Origin of the sequence: Streptacidiphilus sp. MAP12-20 (genome assembly GCF_041262525.1) — a bacterium.
Classification (GTDB): Bacteria; Actinomycetota; Actinomycetes; order Streptomycetales; family Streptomycetaceae; genus Streptacidiphilus.
Genome location: NZ_JBGCCK010000005.1, coordinates 145,627 through 164,751, shown reverse-complemented (window position 1 = coordinate 164,751; position 19,125 = coordinate 145,627). Strand labels below are relative to the sequence as shown.

Here is a 19,125-nt window from a genome sequence, read left to right as displayed (position 1 = left end):
ACTGACTATGCGGGCGAGCGTGAGCTGGGGGTGGTGCCGTGATCACGGTGCGTGTTCTCGGCTGCCGGGCGTCCCTCAGACGTAGACGTACCCGTCGTCACGCTCGATCGAGGAAGTGGGGCCCGTGACAACCTTCTCCATCTCCGCTGTTGTCCTGTTGGGAATCCTGCTCGTCGTCTTCATCCGCAACAAGAGCATCAAACTCGGATACACGTTGCTGGCCGTCCTCTTCGGGTTCTTTCTCGCCAAGACCTCGGCGGCGGCGCCGATCCAGACCTTCCTGACCCAGATCGCCACCACGGTGAACCAGATCACGCACTGACTCCCCGGAGGTCAGCCGACGTCAGACGTTGAGCAGCTTGCGCAGCAGTCCGGTGGGCGCGGAGGGCTGAGTCGGCGACGGGCCCCGGTCGCCGTCACCGCCTCCTTCGCGGTCCCGTAGTCCAGCGGTTGCTTCGGCGTCCCGCAGCGCCTCCGGGGCGCGCGTCAACAACAGGAAGCAGCGCCCCCACGCGAGGTGCTCGCCCCGCGGCCAGCCCAGCGCTCGCAGCGCGGCGGACGCGGCCGGCACCGGCTCGCCGTTCACCCGAACCTCGGCCACCTCGTCGTCGGCGCGCCCGCCGAAGAAGAACCGCACCCCGTGCAGCGACCGCCCGTCCAGCCTGGGCAGGACGTGTTCAGCCACGCTCGGCAGCAGATGATGGTCGGTGACCCACTCACTGAGCGGGCCATTCCGGAAACCGAAGACGCAGGCGGGCCCCTGCACCGTGTGCCAGCCGGGCACCCCGGCGGCGGCCCCGGGCGGGTAGACGTCGCCGTGCAGCCCGCGCTGCTCCAGAAGTTCGACGACGGCGGAGGCGGTGGTGGTGCGCCACATCCGGACGCCGTTCTCCATCCGCTGCTCCTCGGTCCGGCCGAGACCGCTGACGCAGTCCCAGACGACCGGACCCTCCCCGTCGCCCAGCCGCAGCGCGTAGCCCAGATCAAGGTGGGGCGCGGCACCGGCGTCAGCGCCCTTCTCCCGGTGCTCGCGAACGGCGACGGCGGTCCGCCCCGGTCCGCGGACGACCCCGTCCTCGACGTGGAACTCCCGCCCCAGCGCGGCCATTTCCCGCACCACGCTGCGCCGTATCACGTCCAGCCGCTGCTCCGGTCGCACTCGTCCGCCTCCACTCGTGCCCAGGCCTGACCCGCACACTCCGGTGAAGCCGCGCCGAGCGTACCGCGCGCGGACGCGCCCCTCCCGCACGCCTCCGCGCCCCCGTTCGACCGGCATGCGCCGTCGGGCGGGAACGGGCGGCACGTCGTAGCGTCGGAGTGGGGGACTTGCCATGCACATACAGAGCCGAGGAGAACCCCATGGCCGTCGTCATGTCCATGCTCTGGGCCGGTGTCACGCCCGCCCAGTACAACGCCGTCCGCGACCGTGTCCGCTGGGAGGAGCTGGCGCCCGCCGGCGGCTCGATCCACGTCGCCTGGTTCGAGGACGGCGCGCTCCACGTCACCGACGTGTGGGAGTCGGAGGCCCACTTCGGCCGTTTTCTCGAAGAAGAGCTGACGCCGGGCGTTCAGGAAGCCGGCATCCAGGGCCAGCCCGAGGTCCGCTTCTCCCCGCTGCACCGCCGCTTCGTCGCCCCGGGCGTCACGGGCGCGGCTTGAGCGCCTCTGGGGTGAGCGCCTCCGGGGTGCGGCGGAGGATCAGCGTCACGAAGCCCCAGCAGTCCCGGTACAGCCGGGTCCACTCGCGGAACCGCTCCGAGGAGAAGGCCAGCAGCTCGGCGGCGTCCGGATCCTCGGGGTGGTCCACCACCCAGGACGCGACGTTGCCCCAACAGGCCCACTCGTAGTCGTCGAGCTCGCGGCGGGTGCTGACGTGCCCGTGGACCGTCGTCCAGCCGGCCGCCGCGAGCAGTTCCAGGGTGCCGGGGAGGTCAGCGGAGTCGCCCAGCATCTCGATCGCCTCGGCGCTGGGGGCCGACTGCCAGAAGCCGTCACCGACGAGGATCCGCCCGCCGGGCGCGAGGTGCTGCCCGGCCGCCTCCACCGTCGGCAGCAGTCCACCGAAGGCGTGCACGGCCCCCACGCTCAGCACGACGTCGAACGGCTGCTCCGGCTTGAAGTCGGCCGCCGGCACCTGGTGCAGCTCCAGCCGCTCGCCGACGCCGCGCTCCTCGGCCCGCTCCCGGGCCTCCGCGAGCCCGGTCGTGGAGATGTCGACCCCCTCGGCCCGCGCGCCCGGGTGCGCCTCCAGCGCCCGCAGCAGCCACTCGGCGCTCCCGCAGCCGAGATCGAGCAGTCGCTCGTCACCGCGCGGTAGCGCGCGTGCGAGCAGCGCCCGGACGGACTCGTCGCCGAGGGGCGCCTTGATCGGGTGATCGGCGTGGGAGATGGCGGAGATCGCTTCGCGGTTCATTACGCGCAGCGTGCCACCACGCGCGCGCCGGGCGCGATTCCTTTTCCCCGCGCTCGCCGGCCGCGCCGCTGAGTCCTCGGTTGACTGCCCACCGGCCGTGATGATGGAGTCTTCTCTCAGCGTCGCGTGTACCCGGCCGACAGACCGCCGGGGGCATGGAGGCGCCGAATCCCCGGGACATCCCGCCATGGACGCACACCCCGAACCCCGCCTTCAGGCCTTCGGCCGTCAGCTCGCCGAGGTCCACGACTGGCTCCGCGACCAGCTCGACGCCCTCCGCGCCGACGCCGACGCCTACCTCGCCGCCCCCGACGACCGGCTCCGCCCCCGCGAACTCCGCATCCAGTGCGTGACCTTCTGCGCGGCTCTGACCCGCCACCATTCCGGTGAGGACACCGACGCCTTCACCCGCCTGGCGGCCGAGTTCCCGCGACTGGCGGAGGTGCTGGCGGAACTGCGTCGCGACCACGGCCTCATCGAGGACTCACTCCAACGCCTCGAAGCCCTCCTCACCGACCCCGACCCCGGCTCCCGCAGCCTGCGCACCGAACTCGACAGCCTGGCAGCGCTGATGGAGACCCACTTCACCTACGAGGAACGCCGCATCGCCGCCGCCCTGGACCAAGTCCCGCCCCCTGCGGCCTGGCGCGTCGCCCCGCCCGCCTTCCTCCGCACGGACCACGCCTGAGCGGGGTAGACCTTCCGTCCTCTCGGCGCGAGCCGCCCGCCGCCGCGTAGGGTCCGCTCATGACGAACACGGACCCGGACGCCCTCCCCAAGGCCACCTTCGCCTTCCCCGGCCCGTTGCGTGACCGCCTCGTCGCGGCGATCCTCGACGGCTCGAAGACTTCGACGACCGGCCTCGTCGCGGACTACGCCCACGAGCACGAACCCCTCCCCGAGCCGGGTCACCGCTTCGCGGTGGTCGACTCCGACGACCGCCCGGTCGGGATCATCGAGGTCACCGACGTCCGGCTGACGGCCCTGGCCGATGTCGACCTGGCCCACGCGGTGGCCGAGGGCGAGGGCCACACCACCCTCGCCGCCTGGCGCGCGGACCACGAGGCCTACTGGCACGGCGCCGACGTCCGCGCCGCCCTCGACGACCCGGCCTTCACCGTCGACGACACGACTCAGCTGGTCCTGGAGCGCTTCCGCCTGGTCGCCGACCTCCGGCTCGGCTGACGCTCCCGTTAGGGTTCATCCATGACCGGTGCATCGGGCTTCAGCTACGAAGAGCGCGGCAACGGCACAGTCGTGGTGACCCACCGCGGCCGCCTCGCCGCCCAACTCCGCGGCGCCCGCGCGGAACAGTTCCTGGCCGAACTCCGCACGGAGAACCCCCAGTTGGTCATGGCCCGCTGGACCGGCAACTACCGCCGCGGCAACGAACGCACCGCCCGTCACCACCCCCGCAACTCCGGCTGACCAAACAGGATTGTGGATGCTTGGTCGCCAATGTGTCCGCGATGCTGGGGCGATGGACAGTTGGGCGGGCATTGCGACGCTTGAGTGGTGGGCCAATCGGTCGACCTGCTTGGGCACTTTCGGCGCGCGGGCCACGATCCGCGTTACTGCTGCCGACTGGATGTCTGCTGCGGTCCTCGATCCTCCCCTGTCCGACGACGACCGGGAGGTCTTCGGCCTTCTCATGGACCTCGATCCGGTGTTCACCCTGCGCTTCGAAGAAGGAAGCACGCTGTTGGTCAACGTCGTGGACGGGCATGAGGAAGGCCTGGCACTCACCGCCTACGAGGCGGAGGCGGGCCAGCGAGTCGGCTCTAGGCAGGTATGGCAGTAGCGGGTCAGGCCACGGCGGGACGACCAGCACGTCCTCGGACGCCCCCGCCCGCACTCAAGGCGCGGCCAGCAGGTCTGCCCTGTGCCGAGCACACGGACGGCCCGAAGACGGCACGCCGGGGGAGTGACCCCCCGGAACGAAGATCGGCCCCAGCCCAGCGATCATGTCGCTGAGCTGGGGCCGAGCCGTTTGGAGCGGGCGACGGGAATCGAACCCGCGTAGCTAGTTTGGAAGACTAGGGCTCTACCATTGAGCTACGCCCGCATGGGGTGTTCGGGGATCAGGGTAGCGGACGCGGGGCGGCGGATGCACACCGCTTGAGCTGCGGGTGTCGCTGGGTGTCCGTGCGCGGAAATCGCTCGGGTGGGCGCGGGGGAGCATGTACGCTACGTCTCGCCAGACGAACGGGGTGTGGCGCAGTTTGGTAGCGCGTCCGCTTTGGGAGCGGAAGGTCGTCGGTTCGAATCCGGTCACCCCGACCAGCCAAGCGCGGCCAAAGCGCGAAAAGGCGCAAGCAGTGTGGTTCTGACCTGCAAAGACGCCGTGTCCGCCCGACGGGGCGAAGGCAGATTGTGGTACCGGTAGGATGGGTCGCTGGTGGCGTCTGCGCACGTACCTTCGCAGAGACTGCGGAGGCGGCCAAGGATCCACCTGCCCGGCGGGCGATAGTCACTCAGGACGCATCACCCGTCTCGCCGCGTGCCCGAAGACCGGGCCGAGGCGGACAACCGACCGTAAAGCCCCCAAGGAGACCCAACCGTGAAGAGCGCCGTGGAGACTCTGAACCCGACCCGGGTTCGACTCACCGTCGAGGTGCCCTTCGAGGAGCTCAAGCCCAGCCTCGACGCGGCGTACAAGAAGATCAACCAGCAGGTCACGGTTCCGGGTTTCCGCAAGGGCAAGATCCCGGCTCGCGTCATCGACCAGCGTTTCGGCCGCGGCGCCGTGCTGGAGGAGGCCGTCAACGACGCGCTTCCGCGCTTCTACGGCCAGGCCGTGGAAGAGGGCAAGATCGACGTCCTCGGCCAGCCCGAGATCACCGAGATCGAGGGCGTGGAGACGCTCGCCGACGGTGGCGACCTGAAGTTCACCGCTGAGGTGGACATCCGTCCGGAGATCACCCTCCCCGACTTCGCCGGCATCGAGGTGACCGTCGACCCGATCGAGGTCACCGACGAGGACGTCGAGAAGAGCCTCGAGCAGCTGCGCGAGCGCTTCGCCTCGGTGAACGCCGTCGAGCGTGCAGCCGCGGCGGGCGACATCGTCGTGGTCGACCTCGAGGCCAAGGTCGACGGTGAGGTCCCCGAGGACGGCACCGCCACCGGCGTCACCTACGAGATCGGCTCCGGCCGCCTGCTCGACGGCATCGACGAGGCCGTCATCGGCCTCGAGGCCGGCGGCACCGCGACCTTCACCACCGAGCTCAAGGGCGGCAGCGCCGCCGGCCAGGACTCCGAGGTCACTGTCACCGTCACCGCGGTGCAGGAGAAGGAGCTCCCCGCCCTGGACGACGAGTTCGCCCAGATGGCCAGCGAGTTCGACACCCTGGACGAGCTGAAGGACGACTCCCGCACGCGGCTCGCCCGCATGAAGGAGTTCGACCAGGCCACCCAGGCCCAGGAGAAGGTCCTTGACGCGCTCCTCGAGCTCGTCGACATGCCGTACCCGGAGAAGCTGCTCGCGGACGAGGTCCAGACCCGCAAGCACAACCTCGAGCACCACCAGCTCCCGCAGATGGGCCTGGACCTCGACGGCTGGCTGAAGCTGCAGGACAAGACCGCCGAGTCCTTCGACGCCGAGCTCGACGAGCAGGCCAAGAAGGGCATCAAGACCCAGTTCGTGCTGGACGCCATCGCGTCCAAGGAGGAGCTGAGCGTCTCCCAGGAGGAGCTCACCGAGCACCTGCTGCGCCGTGCCGCGGGCTCCGGCATGACGCCGGACCAGTTCGCCCAGCAGGTCGTCGAGGGTGGCCAGGTGCCGCTGCTCGTCGGTGAGGTCGTCCGTGGAAAGGCGCTCGCCGCCGTCGTCGAGGCCGCCAAGGTCGTCGACACCGAGGGCAACGTCGTCGACTTCGCGGACGACGAGGACGAGGACGAGACCACGGAGACGGTCGAGGCCGCCGCCGAGGCCGAGGCCGAGGAGACCAAGGAGGCCTGAGCCTCCTGGGTCTGAACGCGTCTGGACGCGTCTGATCAGTGCAGGGCCCGGACCGCTTCGTGCGGTCCGGGCCCTGCGCCGTTCCGCGCGACGATCGCGCACCGTCCGTGCACGTGACGCTCAAAGCGAACAGGTCGGTGTGAGGGATGGCCTGGCCAGGCCCGCGCGTTAGGGTCGGTGGAAACGCTGTGACGGCGGCCTTCGACGACCAGCCGTCGTGTCAACAACGAGCAGGTGGATACGTGACGATTCCGCAGATCTCGATGCCCGGTCTTGTGACTCCCCGTGCCGCCGGCGAAATCGGTGGCGGCGGTCTGGGAGACCAGGTCTACAACCGTCTGCTCAACGAGCGCATCATCTTCCTCGGCCAGCAGGTCGACGACGACATCGCCAACCGGATCACCGCGCAGCTGCTGCTGCTCGCGGCCGACCCGGAAAAGGACATCTTCCTCTACATCAACTCCCCGGGCGGCTCGGTCACCGCCGGCATGGCGATCTACGACACCATGCAGTACATCAAGAACGACGTGGTCACCATCGCGATGGGCATGGCGGCCTCGATGGGCCAGTTCCTGCTCACCGCCGGCGCCAAGGGCAAGCGCTTCGCGCTGCCGAACGCCGAGATCCTGATGCACCAGCCCTCGGCCGGCCTCGGCGGCTCCGCCACCGACATCCGCATCCAGGCGCAGCAGCTGGTACGGCTCAAGCACCGCATGGCCGAACTGATCGGCCAGCACAGCGGCCAGACGACGGACCAGATCACCGCCGACTCCGACCGCGACCGCTGGTTCACGCCGCAGGAGGCCAAGGAGTACGGCCTCATCGACAACATCATGCACAGCGCCGCGGACGTCCCCGGCGGCGGCGGCACGGGCGCCTGAGCAGCCCTGCCTGAAGCGGCCCCGCCCGAGCGATCCGCTCCAGCCTGAGCCCGCTGCGTCGCGAGCACCGACCACACCCACGTTCGTTCGTTCCGGAGGACGGAAGATCCCGATGAACATCCCCAGCCTGTCCAGCGCGCAGGGGCGCCTGGAGAACATGCGCGCCGAGGGCCGCTACATCCTGCCCACCTTCGTGGAGCGCACCTCCCAGGGCTTCCGTGAGTACAACCCGTACGCGAAGCTCTTCGAGGAGCGCATCATCTTCCTGGGCACCCAGGTCGACGACGCCTCCGCGAACGACATCATGGCGCAGCTGATCTGCCTGGAGTCGATGGACCCCGACCGGGACATCTCCATGTACATCAACTCGCCCGGTGGCTCCTTCACCGCGCTGACGGCGATCTACGACACCATGCAGTTCGTCAAGCCCGACATCCAGACCGTCTGCATGGGCCAGGCCGCGTCCGCCGCGGCTGTCCTGCTGGCCGCCGGCACGCCGGGCAAGCGCATGGCGCTGCCCAACGCCCGCGTGCTGATCCACCAGCCCTACACCGAGACGGGCCGCGGTCAGGTTTCCGACCTGGAGATCCAGGCCCACGAGATCCAGCGCATGCGTGAGCTGCTGGAGGAGCTGCTGGCCAAGCACTCCCACAAGAGCCAGCAGGAGATCAGCGAGGCCATCGAGCGCGACAAGATCCTCACGGCCGAGGAGTCGCTCGAATACGGCTTCATCGACCAGATCATCTCCACCCGCAAGACCTCGCAGCTGGACTGAGCGGTCGCCGCGCACCCCAGGCGCACCCCAGGCGCACCCGAAGGCGCGTCCCGGACGCTCCCGGCGCGCTCGAGGCGATCGAGGCGCGCGGGCGTGCCTGAGACCAGCACCACGCAGTCAGAACGCCCCCGGCTCTTGGAGCCGGGGGCGACGCCTGGCACCATCGTCAGTACCGACGTATCGTTCCGGCCGATTCGCATATTCGCCCAGGGCGGAAGCGGGAAGACCGCCGAAGACGGCGAATCGGCAGTCCTGACGGAGTACCGTCGGATACCAAGCACCAGGCTCCGCCCCCCAGGGAGCCTTTGGCGAAGGGGAAGCACCTCGTGGCACGCATCGGTGACGGTGGTGACCTGCTCAAGTGCTCGTTCTGTGGCAAGAGCCAGAAGCAGGTGAAGAAGCTCATTGCCGGGCCCGGCGTGTACATCTGCGACGAGTGCATCGACCTGTGCAACGAGATCATCGAGGAGGAGCTGGCGGAGACCTCGGAGGTCCGCTTCGAGGAGCTGCCCAAGCCCCGCGAGATCTACGAGTTCCTCGACGGCTACGTGGTCGGTCAGGAGACCGCCAAGAAGTCGCTTTCGGTGGCGGTCTACAACCACTACAAGCGCGTCCAGGCCGGCGAGAACGGTAAGCACGGCCGCGACGAGGGCATCGAGCTCGCCAAGTCCAACATCCTGCTGCTCGGCCCCACCGGCTCCGGCAAGACGCTGCTGGCGCAGACCCTGGCCCGGATGCTGAACGTGCCGTTCGCCATCGCGGACGCCACGGCGCTGACCGAGGCCGGCTACGTCGGCGAGGACGTCGAGAACATCCTGCTCAAGCTGATCCAGGCGGCGGACTACGACGTCAAGAAGGCCGAGACCGGGATCATCTACATCGACGAGATCGACAAGGTCGCCCGCAAGAGCGAGAACCCGTCGATCACCCGCGATGTCTCCGGCGAGGGCGTGCAGCAGGCGCTGCTCAAGATCCTCGAGGGCACCACGGCCTCGGTGCCGCCGCAGGGCGGGCGCAAGCACCCGCACCAGGAGTTCATCCAGATCGACACGACGAACGTGCTGTTCATCGTGGGCGGCGCCTTCTCCGGCCTGGAGCGGATCATCGAGGGCCGCGCGGGCAAGAAGGGCATCGGCTTCGGCGCCCAGATCCGTTCCAAGCACGAGATCGACTCCAGCGACATGTTCCGCGAGGTCATGCCGGAGGACCTGGTCAAGTTCGGCATGATCCCCGAGTTCATCGGTCGTCTGCCGGTGATCACCTCGGTCCACAACCTGGACCGGGACGCACTGCTGCAGATCCTCACCGAGCCGAAGAACGCGCTGGTCAAGCAGTACCGGCGGCTGTTCGAGCTGGACGGCGTCGAGCTGGAGTTCACGGCGGAGGCCCTGGACGCCATCGCCGACCAGGCGATCAAGCGTTCCACCGGTGCGCGCGGCCTGCGCGCGATCATGGAGGAGGTGCTGATGTCCGTGATGTACGAGGTTCCCTCGCGCAAGGACGTCGCCCGCGTGGTCGTCGACGAGAACGTCGTCCTGGAGCACGTGAACCCGACCTTGGTCCCGCGCGACATCCGCGGCCAGCGCGAGCGCCGCGAGAAGAGCGCGTAAGGCGGTCGAAGAGGGGGGTGCCGGGCGAAAGCCCGGCACCCCCCTCTTTTCATTGCTTGGTCACCGCGACCGAGTTGATGACGACGTTGTCGTTGGGCTTGCCGTCGCCCTGGCCGTTCGAGCTGTCGTCGCCGTCCTTGGCGATGTGATCGAGGATGTCCAGCCCCGAGGTGATCGTCCCGAAGGGCGTGTAGTTGGGGGGGAGCTGGCTGGCCTTGTAGACCAGGAAGAACTGCGAACCATTGGTGTTCGCGCCGGAGTTGGCCATCGCCACGGTGCCGGCCGGGTAGATGCCGTTCTTGATCGCCGGGTCGTTCAGATACTCGTCGTTGAACTTGTAACCGGGACTGCCGCTGCCGGTCGCCGTCGGGTCGCCGCACTGCAGCACGTAGATCCCGTTCGTGGTCAGCCGATGGCACTTCGTGTGGTCGAAGTAGTTCTGCTGCGCCAGGAAGACGAAGTTGTTGACGGTCTGCGGCGCGTGCTGCGCGTCCAGCTTGATGCCGACGTCGCCGCACGAGGTCTTCAGCGTCGCCGAGTACGTCGACTTGGTGTCGATGCTCATCGCAGGCGGGTTGGGCCACTGCTTGTTGTTGGGGCTGCCGGAGGCCACGTCGCCGCAGAAGGCCGCGGCGGACGAGCCGCTGGAGGAACTGCTGGACGAGCCGAGCGTCGCCCACAGCACACCGCCGACGATCAGGGCGAGCGCCACTCCGCCACCGCCCCAGGCCAGCATCTTCCGCTTCCGTGCCTTGGCCGCCTCCTGGGCGCGCAGCGCCTCGATCCGCGCCCGCCGCGCCGCGCCCGGGTCCTCGCTCACCTTGTGCTCCTCAAAACGTTCGTGCCCCGTTGCCTACCGTTGTCAGCACACAAGTGTGACCGGTAGGACGACGGGGCACGTGACAGGCGCGGCGGGCGGACCCGGCCGGTACTACTTCTTGACCTCCATCTGGGTACGCAGCTGCAGCGTGGTCGCCGCGAGCGCGTTGAGGTCACCGGTGCTGCTCTGTATGTGCGCGGTGTCCATGATGATCGCCATGGTGCTGTTGTCCGCCCAGGCGCAGGTCGGGAAGTATGCGCCGCTCTCGTTCACCATCGCGCACTGCATGGAGCCGCCGAGCGGGCCCGCGTTCTCGTCGACCTTCCCGGTGACGGTGTTGCCGCCGCTGCCGATCGACTTCCAGCCCTCGTCGAGCTGGACGCTGGGCGCCAGCAGGTCGCCGTAGGCTCCGACGACCAGCATCTTCGGCAGCTTGTCGCCGACGGCTGTGGAGTAGCTGGTGATCACCGGCGTCGCCCCGGCCGCGCCGAGCCCGGAGGAGCCCTTGCTCTGCATCGACTGGACGACCGCGTTGCTGTCGTCCTTCACCAGGCCGTTGAAGGTGGCGGGGGCGTCGAGCCGGTAGAGGCCCATCTTGGAGGTCTGGTCATAGACGAAGTAGCCGATCACCCCGCCGACGACGAGTACGAAGGCGCCGATCGAGATCAGCGCGATCTTCAGCCCGCTGCGCTTGCGCGGCGGCGGTGGTGCGTAACCCCAGGCCGCGGACGGATCCATCGGCGGGACGCCGGGCTGCTGATATCCGGGCTGCTGTTCGTAGCCGGGCTGTTCGTACCCCGGCTGCTGGTACCCGCCGGGCTGCTGGCCGTACGCCGGCTGCTGGCCGTACCCGCCCGGCTGCTGGTACTCCGGCTGCTGGGGGTAACCCTGCTGCGGATAGCTCTGCTGCGGATAGCCCTGCTGCTGCGGCACGCTCGGCTGCTGGTGACCCGGCTGGGGGTAGCCCTGCTGCGGGTACTCGGGCTGGGGAGAGCCCTGCTGCGGGTAGCCACCCGGCGGCGGATTCATCGACATGGCGATTATCAGACCAGCTCGGCTACTGCCTGTCCATGACGATTCCCGGGTCGTTCACCGCGTGAAAGCCGTTCGTGACCATGGGCCGTTGGCCTCTAAACTTGCCGTCGTGACCGACATGAACCAGCGCCCCGCCCAGACCGGGGACGAAAGCGCCCTCGAAACGTTGCCGACGCAGTACACGCCGGCGCAGGTAGAGGGGCCGCTGTACGACCGCTGGGTAGAGCGCGGTTACTTCGCGGCCGACGAGACGAGCGAGAAGCCGCCGTACACCATCGTCATCCCGCCGCCGAACGTCACCGGTTCGCTGCACCTCGGCCACGCCTTCGAGCACACCATCATCGACTCCCTCACCCGCCGCAAGCGCATGCAGGGCTACGAGGTCCTGTGGCAGCCCGGCATGGACCACGCCGGCATCGCCACCCAGAACGTCGTCGAGCGCGAGCTCGCCAAGGAGGGCAAGTCGCGCGACGACCTGGGCCGCGAGGCCTTCGTCGAGCGCGTCTGGCAGTGGAAGGCCGAGTCCGGTGGCCAGATCAGCGGTCAGATGCGCCGCCTCGGTGACGGCGTCGACTGGTCCCGCGAGCGCTTCACCATGGACGAGGGTCTCTCCCAGGCCGTCCAGACCATCTTCAAGCGGCTCTTCGACGACGAGCTGATCTACCGGGCCGAGCGCATCATCAACTGGTGCCCGCGTTGCCTCACCGCGATCTCCGACATCGAGGTGGAGTACCAGGACGACGAGGGCGAGCTCGTCTCGATCCGCTACGGCGAGGGCGACAACGCCATCGTCGTCGCCACGACCCGCGCCGAGACGATGCTCGGCGACACCGCCGTGGCCGTCCACCCGGACGACGAGCGCTACGCGCACCTGGTCGGCACCGAGATCGAGCTGCCGCTGACGGGCCGTCGCATCCCGATCGTCGCCGACACCCACGTCGACCCGGAGTTCGGCACCGGCGCGGTCAAGGTGACGCCCGCGCACGACCCGAACGACTTCGAGATCGGTCAGCGTCACAACCTGCCGAACATCGCGGTCCTGGACGAGCACGGCGTGATCACCGTGCACGGCCCGTTCCTCGGCCTGGACCGCTTCGAGGCCCGCTCGGCCATCGTCGGCGCGCTGCGTGCCGACGGTCGGATCGTCGCCGAGAAGCGCCCTTACACGCACAGCGTCGGCCACTGCTCGCGCTGCAAGACGACCATCGAGCCGCGGCTGTCCATGCAGTGGTGGGTCAAGGTCGCCCCGCTCGCGAAGGCGGCCGGCGACGCGGTCCGCGACGGCCAGGTGCAGATCCACCCGAAGGAGATGGAGTCCCGCTACTTCGGCTGGGTCGACAACCTGCACGACTGGTGCATCTCGCGTCAGCTCTGGTGGGGCCACCGGATCCCGGTCTGGTACGGCCCGAACGGTGAGATCGTCTGCGTCGGCCCCGACGAGCAGCCGCCGACCGGCGAGGGCTGGCGCCAGGACACCGACGTGCTCGACACCTGGTTCTCCTCCGGCCTGTGGCCCTTCTCCACGCTGGGCTGGCCGGAGAAGACCCCGTCGCTGGACAAGTTCTTCCCGACCTCGGTGCTGGTCACCGGTTACGACATCCTCTTCTTCTGGGTCGCCCGGATGATGATGTTCGGTCTCTACGCGATGGACGGCACCCCGCCGTTCCACACCATCGCCCTGCACGGCATGGTCCGCGACCAGTTCGGCAAGAAGATGTCGAAGTCCTTCGGCAACGCGGTCAACCCGCTGGACTGGATGGACGCCTACGGCGCGGACGCGGTCCGCTTCACGCTGGCGCGCGGCGCGAACCCCGGCACGGACGTGCCGATCGGCGAGGACTGGGTCCAGGGCTCGCGCAACTTCTGCAACAAGGTCTGGAACGCCACCCGCTTCGCGCTGATGAACGGCGCGACGGTGGCGGGTCCGCTGCCGGCTGCGGAGCAGCTGAGCGCGGCGGACCGCTGGATCCTGTCTCGGTTGAACGCGACCGTGGCCGAGGTCGACGCGCTCTACGACGACTACCAGTTCGCCAAGCTCTCGGACGCGCTGTTCCACTTCGCCTGGGACGAGGTCTTCGACTGGTACGTCGAGCTGACCAAGCCCGCGCTGGCGGCGGGCGGTCCGGCGGCCGACGTCACGCGGCGGGTGCTGGGCGAGGTGCTGGACGTGACGCTGCGTCTGCTGCACCCGGTCGTGCCGTTCGTGACCGAGGCGCTGTGGACCGGTCTGACGGGTGGCGAGTCTGTCGTCATCGCGGACTGGCCCTCCGACAGCGGCTTCCGCGACGCGGAGGCCGAGCGGGAGATCGACCTGCTGCAGCAGGTCGTCACCGAGGTTCGCCGCTTCCGCACGGAGCAGGGGCTTCGGGACGGCCAGAAGGTCGCCGCCGAGCTGACGCTCGCGGGCACGCCGCTGGTCGCCCACGAGGGCGCGCTCCGCGCGCTGGCGCGACTCACTCCGGCCGACGAGTCCTTCCACGCGACGGCGACGCTCCCGATCGCGGGCGCGACGGTGGCGCTGGACCTCTCGGGAGCGATCGACTTCGAGGCGGAGCGCAAGCGCCTCTCGAAGGACCTGGCGGCAGCGGAGAAGGAGCTGGCGCAGGCGACGGCGAAGCTCGGGAACGAGGCGTTCCTGGCGAAGGCGGCCCCGGCGGCGATCGACAAGATCCGTGGCCGGCTCACCAAGGCGGAAGGGGACATCCAGCGCCTCACCGCCCAGCTGAGCGCGCTTCCTGCCGCAAGCTAGGCACTTCCTGAAGTTGCACCATCAGGGGCGCGGGGAACTGCGCGACAAGCCACCCTGTGCGTAGAGTCCTCGATGCGCAGGGCCATCCGCACAGGGTGGTTGCTCGCGCAGTTCCTCGCGCCCCTGAGGCGCTGGCCAGCGTTGTCAGAGTTCTGTCCACGCGTCCGTACACTTGCGCCGTGAGCGACAACGAGCTGACCGCCGTCACGGCGGAACTGGCCGCCAAATGGCCGGAGACCAAAATTGATCCCTCCCTGGAGCGGATCAAGGCACTGATGGACATCCTCGGCCAGCCCCAGCGGGCCTACCCGTCCATCCACATCACCGGCACCAACGGCAAGACCAGTACCGCTCGCATGATCGAACAGCTGCTCCGTGGCTTCGAGCTGCGCACCGGCCGCTACACCAGCCCGCACGTCGAGTCGATCACCGAGCGGATCAGCCTCGACGGCGAGCCGATCAGCCCCGAGCTGTTCGTGCAGACCTACGAGGACATCAAGCCCTACGTGGGCATGATCGACGCCCAGCAGCCGATCCCCATGTCCTTCTTCGAGGTCGTCACCGCGATGGCGTACGCGGCCTTCGCGGACGCGCCCGTCGACGTCGCCGTGGTCGAGGTCGGGATAGGGGGTACCTGGGACGCGACCAACGTCATCGACGCGGCCGTCTCCGTGATCACCCCGATCTCGCTGGACCACATGGACCGCCTCGGCGACACCACCGCCGCGATCGCCGGCGAGAAGTCCGGGATCATCAAGAAGGGCGGCCTCGCCGTCGTCTCCCAGCAGCCGCTGGACGCCGCCGAGGTGATCCTCCGCCGTGCCGTCGAGATCGACGCGACCGTGGCCCGGGAGGGCATGGAGTTCGGCGTCATCCACCGCGACGTCGCGGTCGGCGGCCAGCTGGTCACCCTGCGCGGGATCGGCGGCCACGAGTACCCGGAGATCTTCCTGCCGCTGCACGGGGCTCACCAGGCGCAGAACGCGGCCATCGCGCTGGCCGCCGTCGAGGGTTTCTTCGGCGTCGGGACCGCGCACGACCAGCCCCTCGACATCGACAAGGTGCGCGAGGCCTTCGCCGACGTCAGTTCCCCCGGCCGGCTGGAGGTCATCCGGCGCAGCCCGACGATCGTCCTCGACGCCGCGCACAACCCCGGCGGCGCCCAGGTCACGGCGCAGGCGATCGGGGAGTCCTTCGGCTTCACCCGCCTGGTCGGCGTCTTCTCGCCGAGCAGCGACAAGGACGTGATCGGCGTCCTGGAGGCGCTGGAGCCGGTCCTCGCGGAGATCGTGGTCACCCAGAACTCGACGCAGCGTGCACTCGACGTGGACCAGTTGGCCGAGGTCGCGGCCGAGGTGTTCGGCCCGGACCGGGTCCATGTCTGGCCCCGTCTGGACGATGCGATCGACGCGGCGGTGACGCTGGCCGAGGAGGAGGGCGACCTCGGCGGCGCGGGCGTCCTGATCACCGGTTCGATCATCACGATCGGCGAGGCCAGGCTGCTTCTAGGCAAAAACTGACTCCTCGGCAAGCCCTGAGCCTCCAGCCGAACCCCTGCCGAGGGAGGGCCGCGCACGGCGGACTAAACTGTCCGCCGTGCGTACCCTCTGCTCCTCCACGCTGATCAGCGAAGCCATGATCATCGGCTTCGCCGCGCTTGTCGCGATGCGGCTCTCATCCGTCTCCGGTGCGACGCTCTGGTCGGTGTCCGGGGCGGCGATGCTGCTCTGTCTGCTGCTCTGCGGAATGCTGGGACGCAGGGGCGCTGTCGCGATCGGGTGGGTCCTGCAGCTCGCTCTCATCGCGAGCGGTGCCGTCGTGTCGATGATGTACGGCCTGGGCGTCATCTTCGCCGCGCTCTGGTGGGCCTCGGTCCACTACGGCCGCAGGATTGATTCCATGAAGGCCGCGCGGTTGGCACAGGAGTAGGTCCTCGACCGGGTCGGGTGCGGGCTTCTCGCGGCACTCCCTCTGCGGCCGGGCTCCGACCACTCCGGTAGTCTCGTGTCGATCATCACATCACGTAGCATCACGGTGAGCGACTTCGCCACCTCGAAATCCCGGGAGCCGTCCCCTATGTCCTCGACTCAGCGCACCCTGGTCCTGCTCAAGCCCGACGCCGTGGCCCGGGGCCTGATCGGCGAGATCGTCTCCCGGATCGAGCGCAAGGCCAACTGGCGGATCGCCGCGCTGGAGCTGCGGACCCTGGACGCCGCGACGCTGGAGCAGCACTACGCCGAGCACGTCGGCAAGCCCTTCTACGAGCCGCTGATGGGCTTCATGTCCTCCGGCCCCTCGGTCGCGATGATCGTCGAGGGCGAGAGCGTCATCGAGGGCATCCGGCTGCTCGCCGGAAAGACCAACCCGCTCGAGGCGGGCCCCGGCACCATTCGCGGCGATTTCGCGACGATCACCCGGGAGAACCTCGTCCACGCCTCGGACTCGGAGTCCTCGGCGGAGCGCGAGATCAAGATTTTCTTCCCCGGCCACGCCTGATCACTGAGCTGGTCACCAGCCTGTTCACTGGGCTGGTCACGGTCGATCCTGGTCGGCCACACCTTTTCTTCACCGGATTCCCACGGCATCAACCTCGGCCTTACGGAACTCAATCCTCGACACACGGCGTCCCAATGGCGGGATATCCGATCGTCTGCACGGACAATGGCGATAAAGGTCCCGTCGCTACCATGGTGACTGCTCGACGGCAGCTTCGTTCATGGTCGCAGTAGCTGACGGCCAGTGAGCCGGCGTGTTCGCCTGCCCATCCGCCGCCGTCGCCCCCCTCATCCGCGAGCTCCGGGAAGGCCCCGCATCCCCATGGCGAACAACATGTCGTTCATCGGTCGTGACATGGCTGTCGACCTCGGCACCGCCAACACGCTGGTGTACGTCAGGGGCCGAGGGATCGTCCTCAACGAACCGTCGGTCGTCGCCGTCAACACCCACACCGGCGGCATCCTGGCGGTCGGCTCCGAGGCCAAGAAGATGATCGGGCGCACGCCCGGCAACATCGTCGCCATCCGCCCGCTCAAGGACGGCGTGATCGCCGACTTCGAGATCACCGAGCGGATGCTGCGCTACTTCATCCTGAAGATCCACCGCCGCCGTTACCTCGCCCGCCCGCGGGTCGTCGTCTGCGTGCCCAGCGGCATCACCGGGGTCGAGCGCCGCGCCGTGATCGAGGCCTCGGCCCAGGCCGGGGCGCGCCAGGTGCACATCATCGAGGAGCCGATGGCCGCCGCGATCGGCGCCGGCCTGCCGGTCCACGAGGCGACCGGCAACATGGTCGTCGACATCGGCGGCGGCACCACCGAGGTCGCGGTGATCTCGCTTGGCGGCATCGTCACCGCCCAGTCGATCCGGGTGGCCGGCGACGAGCTCGACAACGCGATCATCCAGCACATCAAGAAGGAGTACTCGCTGCTGCTCGGCGAGCGCTCCGCCGAGTCGATCAAGATGACCATCGGCTCCGCCTACCCCGTCGACGGGGACAAGGAGGAGCACAGCGAGATCCGCGGCCGCGACCTGGTCAGCGGGCTCCCCAAGACCGTGGTGATCTCCGCGGCCGAGGTGCGCGAGGCCATCGAGGAGCCGGTCAACACCATCATCGACGCCGTCAAGACGACGCTGGACCAGTGCCCGCCCGAATTGGCCGGTGACATCATGGACCGCGGCATCGTTCTCACCGGGGGCGGTGCGCTGCTGCGCGGCCTGGACGAGCGGCTGCGCCGCGAGACCGGGATGCCGGTGCACATCGCCGAGAACCCGCTGGACTCGGTCGCGCTCGGCTCCGGCAAGTGCGTGGAGGAGTTCGAGGCGCTTCAGCAGGTCCTGGACGCCCAGCCCCGTCGCTGACCCCGCCCGCCATCTTTCCCTCGTTCGTTGACTGCTTTGTTGACTGTTCGTTGAGTGCTCGTTGACTGAAGGGCTCTGCCGAGAATCGTGAGGGACACACGAGAGAGCCGGCTCCTGCTGATCCTCCTGGTGGCGGTCGCGTTCGCACTGATCACCGTGGACATCCGCGGCGGTGCCGACTCGCCGCTCAACGGGCCGCGCACCGCCGCCGCCTCGGTCTTCGGGCCGGTGGAGAGCGGCGTCTCCGGGCTGGTCAACCCGCTCGCGGACGGCCTCCACTCGCTGCGCGACTCCGGCAGCCAGGGGGACCGGATCAGGGCTCTTGAGCAGCAGAACGAACTGCTCAAGCAGCAGCTCTCCTCTTCCGACCTGGTCAAGGGCCGCAACGGCGAGTTGACCAAGCTGCTCGGCGAGGCCGGGGCCGGCCAGTACACCATCAAGGCCGCCCAGGTGACCGCCGTAGGGGCCAGCCAGAACTTCTCCTGGACCATCACCATCGACATCGGCAGCATCGACGGCATCCAGCGCGACATGACCGTCATCAACGGCGACGGACTGGTCGGCCGGGTCACCACCGTCGCGCCGAACAGCTCCACGGTGCTGCTCGCGGTCGACCCGCGGTTCACCGTCGGCGCCAAGATGGAGGGCAGCGGCGAGATCGGCTTCGGCACCGGCGAGGGTGACGCCCCGATGCGGGTGGAGCTGCTCAACGGCCAGGCCGACGTCAAGGTCGGCGACCGGCTGGTCACCTTCGGCTCGCAGAACGACAAGCCCTTCGTGCCCGGTGTCCCGGTCGGCACCATCACCCAGATCGTCAACACCCCCGGCGAACTGACCAAGACGGTGCTGGTCCAGCCCTTCGTCAGCTTCACGAAGCTGGACCTGGTCGGCGTCGTCGTCCAGCCGCCGGCCACCGACCCGCGCTACGCCGTGCTGCCGCCCAAGCAGGCGCCGCCGACGCCCGGCAACACCCCGCCGCCGGCCACCCCGCCGGCGACCCCGTCCGCCCATGTGAAGAAGAAGGGCTGA

Annotated in this window: 20 protein-coding genes and 2 tRNA genes; 17 read left to right on the top strand and 5 right to left on the bottom strand. The window is 68.9% G+C overall.

The window, feature by feature from the left end:
- Positions 1-124: 124 nt before the first annotated feature.
- Positions 125-322 (top strand): hypothetical protein, encoded by a 198-nt coding sequence (locus tag ABIA32_RS08645; protein ID WP_370093322.1) that lies wholly within the window; start codon positions 125-127, stop codon positions 320-322.
- A gap of 21 nt (positions 323-343) precedes the next feature.
- On the opposite strand, the gene ABIA32_RS08640 is transcribed toward ABIA32_RS08645, so the two are convergent.
- On the bottom strand, positions 344-1,159 hold the full coding sequence (locus ABIA32_RS08640) for a DUF6348 family protein (protein WP_370093321.1): 816 nt from the start codon (positions 1,157-1,159) through the stop codon (positions 344-346).
- 200 nt (positions 1,160-1,359) lie between these two features.
- Between ABIA32_RS08640 and ABIA32_RS08635 the strand changes: the two genes are divergently transcribed.
- On the top strand, positions 1,360-1,659 hold the full coding sequence (locus ABIA32_RS08635; RefSeq protein WP_370093319.1) for a hypothetical protein: 300 nt from the start codon (positions 1,360-1,362) through the stop codon (positions 1,657-1,659).
- Here ABIA32_RS08635 and ABIA32_RS08630 read toward each other — a convergent pair.
- On the bottom strand, positions 1,643-2,413 hold the full coding sequence (locus tag ABIA32_RS08630) for a cyclopropane-fatty-acyl-phospholipid synthase family protein (protein ID WP_370093317.1): 771 nt from the start codon (positions 2,411-2,413) through the stop codon (positions 1,643-1,645). The genes ABIA32_RS08635 and ABIA32_RS08630 overlap by 17 nt on opposite strands.
- A 187-nt stretch (positions 2,414-2,600) precedes the next feature.
- Here ABIA32_RS08630 and ABIA32_RS08625 point away from each other — a divergent pair, with 187 nt between their 5' ends.
- The 4 genes from ABIA32_RS08625 to ABIA32_RS08610 are packed head-to-tail and all read left to right on the top strand — an operon-like array spanning position 2,601 to position 4,214.
- Positions 2,601-3,101: a hemerythrin domain-containing protein gene (locus ABIA32_RS08625; protein ID WP_370093316.1), complete on the top strand. Its 501-nt coding sequence runs from the start codon at positions 2,601-2,603 to the stop codon at positions 3,099-3,101.
- Between the two features lie 59 nt (positions 3,102-3,160).
- Positions 3,161-3,598, top strand: coding sequence for an ASCH domain-containing protein (locus tag ABIA32_RS08620; protein ID WP_370093314.1), 438 nt, complete (start codon positions 3,161-3,163; stop codon positions 3,596-3,598).
- 21 nt (positions 3,599-3,619) lie between these two features.
- Positions 3,620-3,841: a hypothetical protein gene (locus ABIA32_RS08615; protein ID WP_370093312.1), complete on the top strand. Its 222-nt coding sequence runs from the start codon at positions 3,620-3,622 to the stop codon at positions 3,839-3,841.
- Positions 3,842-3,893: 52 nt separating this feature from the next.
- Positions 3,894-4,214, top strand: coding sequence for a hypothetical protein (locus ABIA32_RS08610; RefSeq protein ID WP_370093309.1), 321 nt, complete (start codon positions 3,894-3,896; stop codon positions 4,212-4,214).
- 190 nt (positions 4,215-4,404) lie between these two features.
- Here ABIA32_RS08610 and ABIA32_RS08605 read toward each other — a convergent pair.
- A tRNA-Gly gene (locus tag ABIA32_RS08605) sits at positions 4,405-4,478 on the bottom strand.
- A 141-nt stretch (positions 4,479-4,619) separates the two neighbouring features.
- On the opposite strand from ABIA32_RS08605, the gene ABIA32_RS08600 reads away from it, so the two are divergent.
- From ABIA32_RS08600 to clpX, 5 genes are all read left to right on the top strand, one after another.
- Positions 4,620-4,696: transfer RNA gene (locus ABIA32_RS08600), tRNA-Pro, on the top strand.
- A 277-nt stretch (positions 4,697-4,973) separates the two neighbouring features.
- The gene (gene tig, locus ABIA32_RS08595; RefSeq protein ID WP_370093307.1) at positions 4,974-6,371 is read left to right on the top strand and encodes a trigger factor; all 1,398 of its coding nucleotides are present in this window, start codon (positions 4,974-4,976) and stop codon (positions 6,369-6,371) included.
- 263 nt (positions 6,372-6,634) lie between these two features.
- Complete coding sequence (locus tag ABIA32_RS08590; RefSeq protein WP_370093508.1) at positions 6,635-7,252, top strand: ATP-dependent Clp protease proteolytic subunit; 618 nt, start codon at positions 6,635-6,637, stop codon at positions 7,250-7,252.
- A 112-nt stretch (positions 7,253-7,364) separates the two neighbouring features.
- Positions 7,365-8,027, top strand: a complete 663-nt coding sequence (locus ABIA32_RS08585) for an ATP-dependent Clp protease proteolytic subunit (RefSeq protein WP_370093306.1) — start codon at positions 7,365-7,367, stop codon at positions 8,025-8,027.
- Between the two features lie 326 nt (positions 8,028-8,353).
- Positions 8,354-9,637: an ATP-dependent Clp protease ATP-binding subunit ClpX gene (clpX, locus tag ABIA32_RS08580; protein WP_370093305.1), complete on the top strand. Its 1,284-nt coding sequence runs from the start codon at positions 8,354-8,356 to the stop codon at positions 9,635-9,637.
- A 49-nt stretch (positions 9,638-9,686) separates the two neighbouring features.
- Here clpX and ABIA32_RS08575 read toward each other — a convergent pair whose 3' ends face one another.
- Together ABIA32_RS08575 and ABIA32_RS08570 are read right to left on the bottom strand one after the other, a co-directional pair.
- Complete coding sequence (locus ABIA32_RS08575) at positions 9,687-10,457, bottom strand: peptidylprolyl isomerase (protein WP_370093304.1); 771 nt, start codon at positions 10,455-10,457, stop codon at positions 9,687-9,689.
- Between the two features lie 111 nt (positions 10,458-10,568).
- Positions 10,569-11,492 carry a hypothetical protein gene (locus ABIA32_RS08570; protein ID WP_370093302.1) on the bottom strand — a complete coding sequence of 308 codons (924 nt, stop codon included), beginning with the start codon at positions 11,490-11,492 and terminating at the stop codon, positions 10,569-10,571.
- Between the two features lie 118 nt (positions 11,493-11,610).
- Here ABIA32_RS08570 and ABIA32_RS08565 point away from each other — a divergent pair, with 118 nt between their 5' ends.
- The 6 genes from ABIA32_RS08565 to mreC all read left to right on the top strand — a co-directional run bounded on the left by ABIA32_RS08565 (position 11,611) and on the right by mreC (position 19,125).
- Positions 11,611-14,241: a valine--tRNA ligase gene (locus ABIA32_RS08565; RefSeq protein WP_370093507.1), complete on the top strand. Its 2,631-nt coding sequence runs from the start codon at positions 11,611-11,613 to the stop codon at positions 14,239-14,241.
- Between the two features lie 152 nt (positions 14,242-14,393).
- Positions 14,394-15,761, top strand: coding sequence for a folylpolyglutamate synthase/dihydrofolate synthase family protein (locus ABIA32_RS08560; protein ID WP_370093506.1), 1,368 nt, complete (start codon positions 14,394-14,396; stop codon positions 15,759-15,761).
- Between the two features lie 76 nt (positions 15,762-15,837).
- On the top strand, positions 15,838-16,170 hold the full coding sequence (locus ABIA32_RS08555) for a DUF4233 domain-containing protein (protein WP_370093301.1): 333 nt from the start codon (positions 15,838-15,840) through the stop codon (positions 16,168-16,170).
- A 147-nt stretch (positions 16,171-16,317) separates the two neighbouring features.
- Positions 16,318-16,737, top strand: a complete 420-nt coding sequence (gene ndk / locus ABIA32_RS08550) for a nucleoside-diphosphate kinase (protein ID WP_370093300.1) — start codon at positions 16,318-16,320, stop codon at positions 16,735-16,737.
- Positions 16,738-17,070: 333 nt separating this feature from the next.
- Positions 17,071-18,096, top strand: a complete 1,026-nt coding sequence (locus tag ABIA32_RS08545; RefSeq protein ID WP_370093504.1) for a rod shape-determining protein — start codon at positions 17,071-17,073, stop codon at positions 18,094-18,096.
- 87 nt (positions 18,097-18,183) lie between these two features.
- Positions 18,184-19,125 (top strand): rod shape-determining protein MreC, encoded by a 942-nt coding sequence (gene mreC / locus ABIA32_RS08540; RefSeq protein ID WP_370093299.1) that lies wholly within the window; start codon positions 18,184-18,186, stop codon positions 19,123-19,125.

Excerpts from the sequence above, each read along its gene's own strand:
- ABIA32_RS08635 (WP_370093319.1), top strand. The coding sequence starts at position 1,360 with ATGGCCGTCGTCATGTCCATGCTCTGGGCCGGTGTCACGCCCGCCCAG.
- ABIA32_RS08630 (WP_370093317.1), bottom strand. The coding sequence starts at position 2,413 with ATGAACCGCGAAGCGATCTCCGCCATCTCCCACGCCGATCACCCGATC.
- ABIA32_RS08625 (WP_370093316.1), top strand. The coding sequence starts at position 2,601 with ATGGACGCACACCCCGAACCCCGCCTTCAGGCCTTCGGCCGTCAGCTC.
- ABIA32_RS08620 (WP_370093314.1), top strand. The coding sequence starts at position 3,161 with ATGACGAACACGGACCCGGACGCCCTCCCCAAGGCCACCTTCGCCTTC.
- ABIA32_RS08615 (WP_370093312.1), top strand. The coding sequence starts at position 3,620 with ATGACCGGTGCATCGGGCTTCAGCTACGAAGAGCGCGGCAACGGCACA.
- ABIA32_RS08610 (WP_370093309.1), top strand. The coding sequence starts at position 3,894 with ATGGACAGTTGGGCGGGCATTGCGACGCTTGAGTGGTGGGCCAATCGG.
- ABIA32_RS08590 (WP_370093508.1), top strand. The coding sequence starts at position 6,635 with ATGCCCGGTCTTGTGACTCCCCGTGCCGCCGGCGAAATCGGTGGCGGC.
- ABIA32_RS08585 (WP_370093306.1), top strand. The coding sequence starts at position 7,365 with ATGAACATCCCCAGCCTGTCCAGCGCGCAGGGGCGCCTGGAGAACATG.
- ABIA32_RS08570 (WP_370093302.1), bottom strand. The coding sequence starts at position 11,492 with ATGTCGATGAATCCGCCGCCGGGTGGCTACCCGCAGCAGGGCTCTCCC.
- ABIA32_RS08565 (WP_370093507.1), top strand. The coding sequence starts at position 11,611 with ATGAACCAGCGCCCCGCCCAGACCGGGGACGAAAGCGCCCTCGAAACG.
- ndk (WP_370093300.1), top strand. The coding sequence starts at position 16,318 with ATGTCCTCGACTCAGCGCACCCTGGTCCTGCTCAAGCCCGACGCCGTG.
- ABIA32_RS08545 (WP_370093504.1), top strand. The coding sequence starts at position 17,071 with ATGTCGTTCATCGGTCGTGACATGGCTGTCGACCTCGGCACCGCCAAC.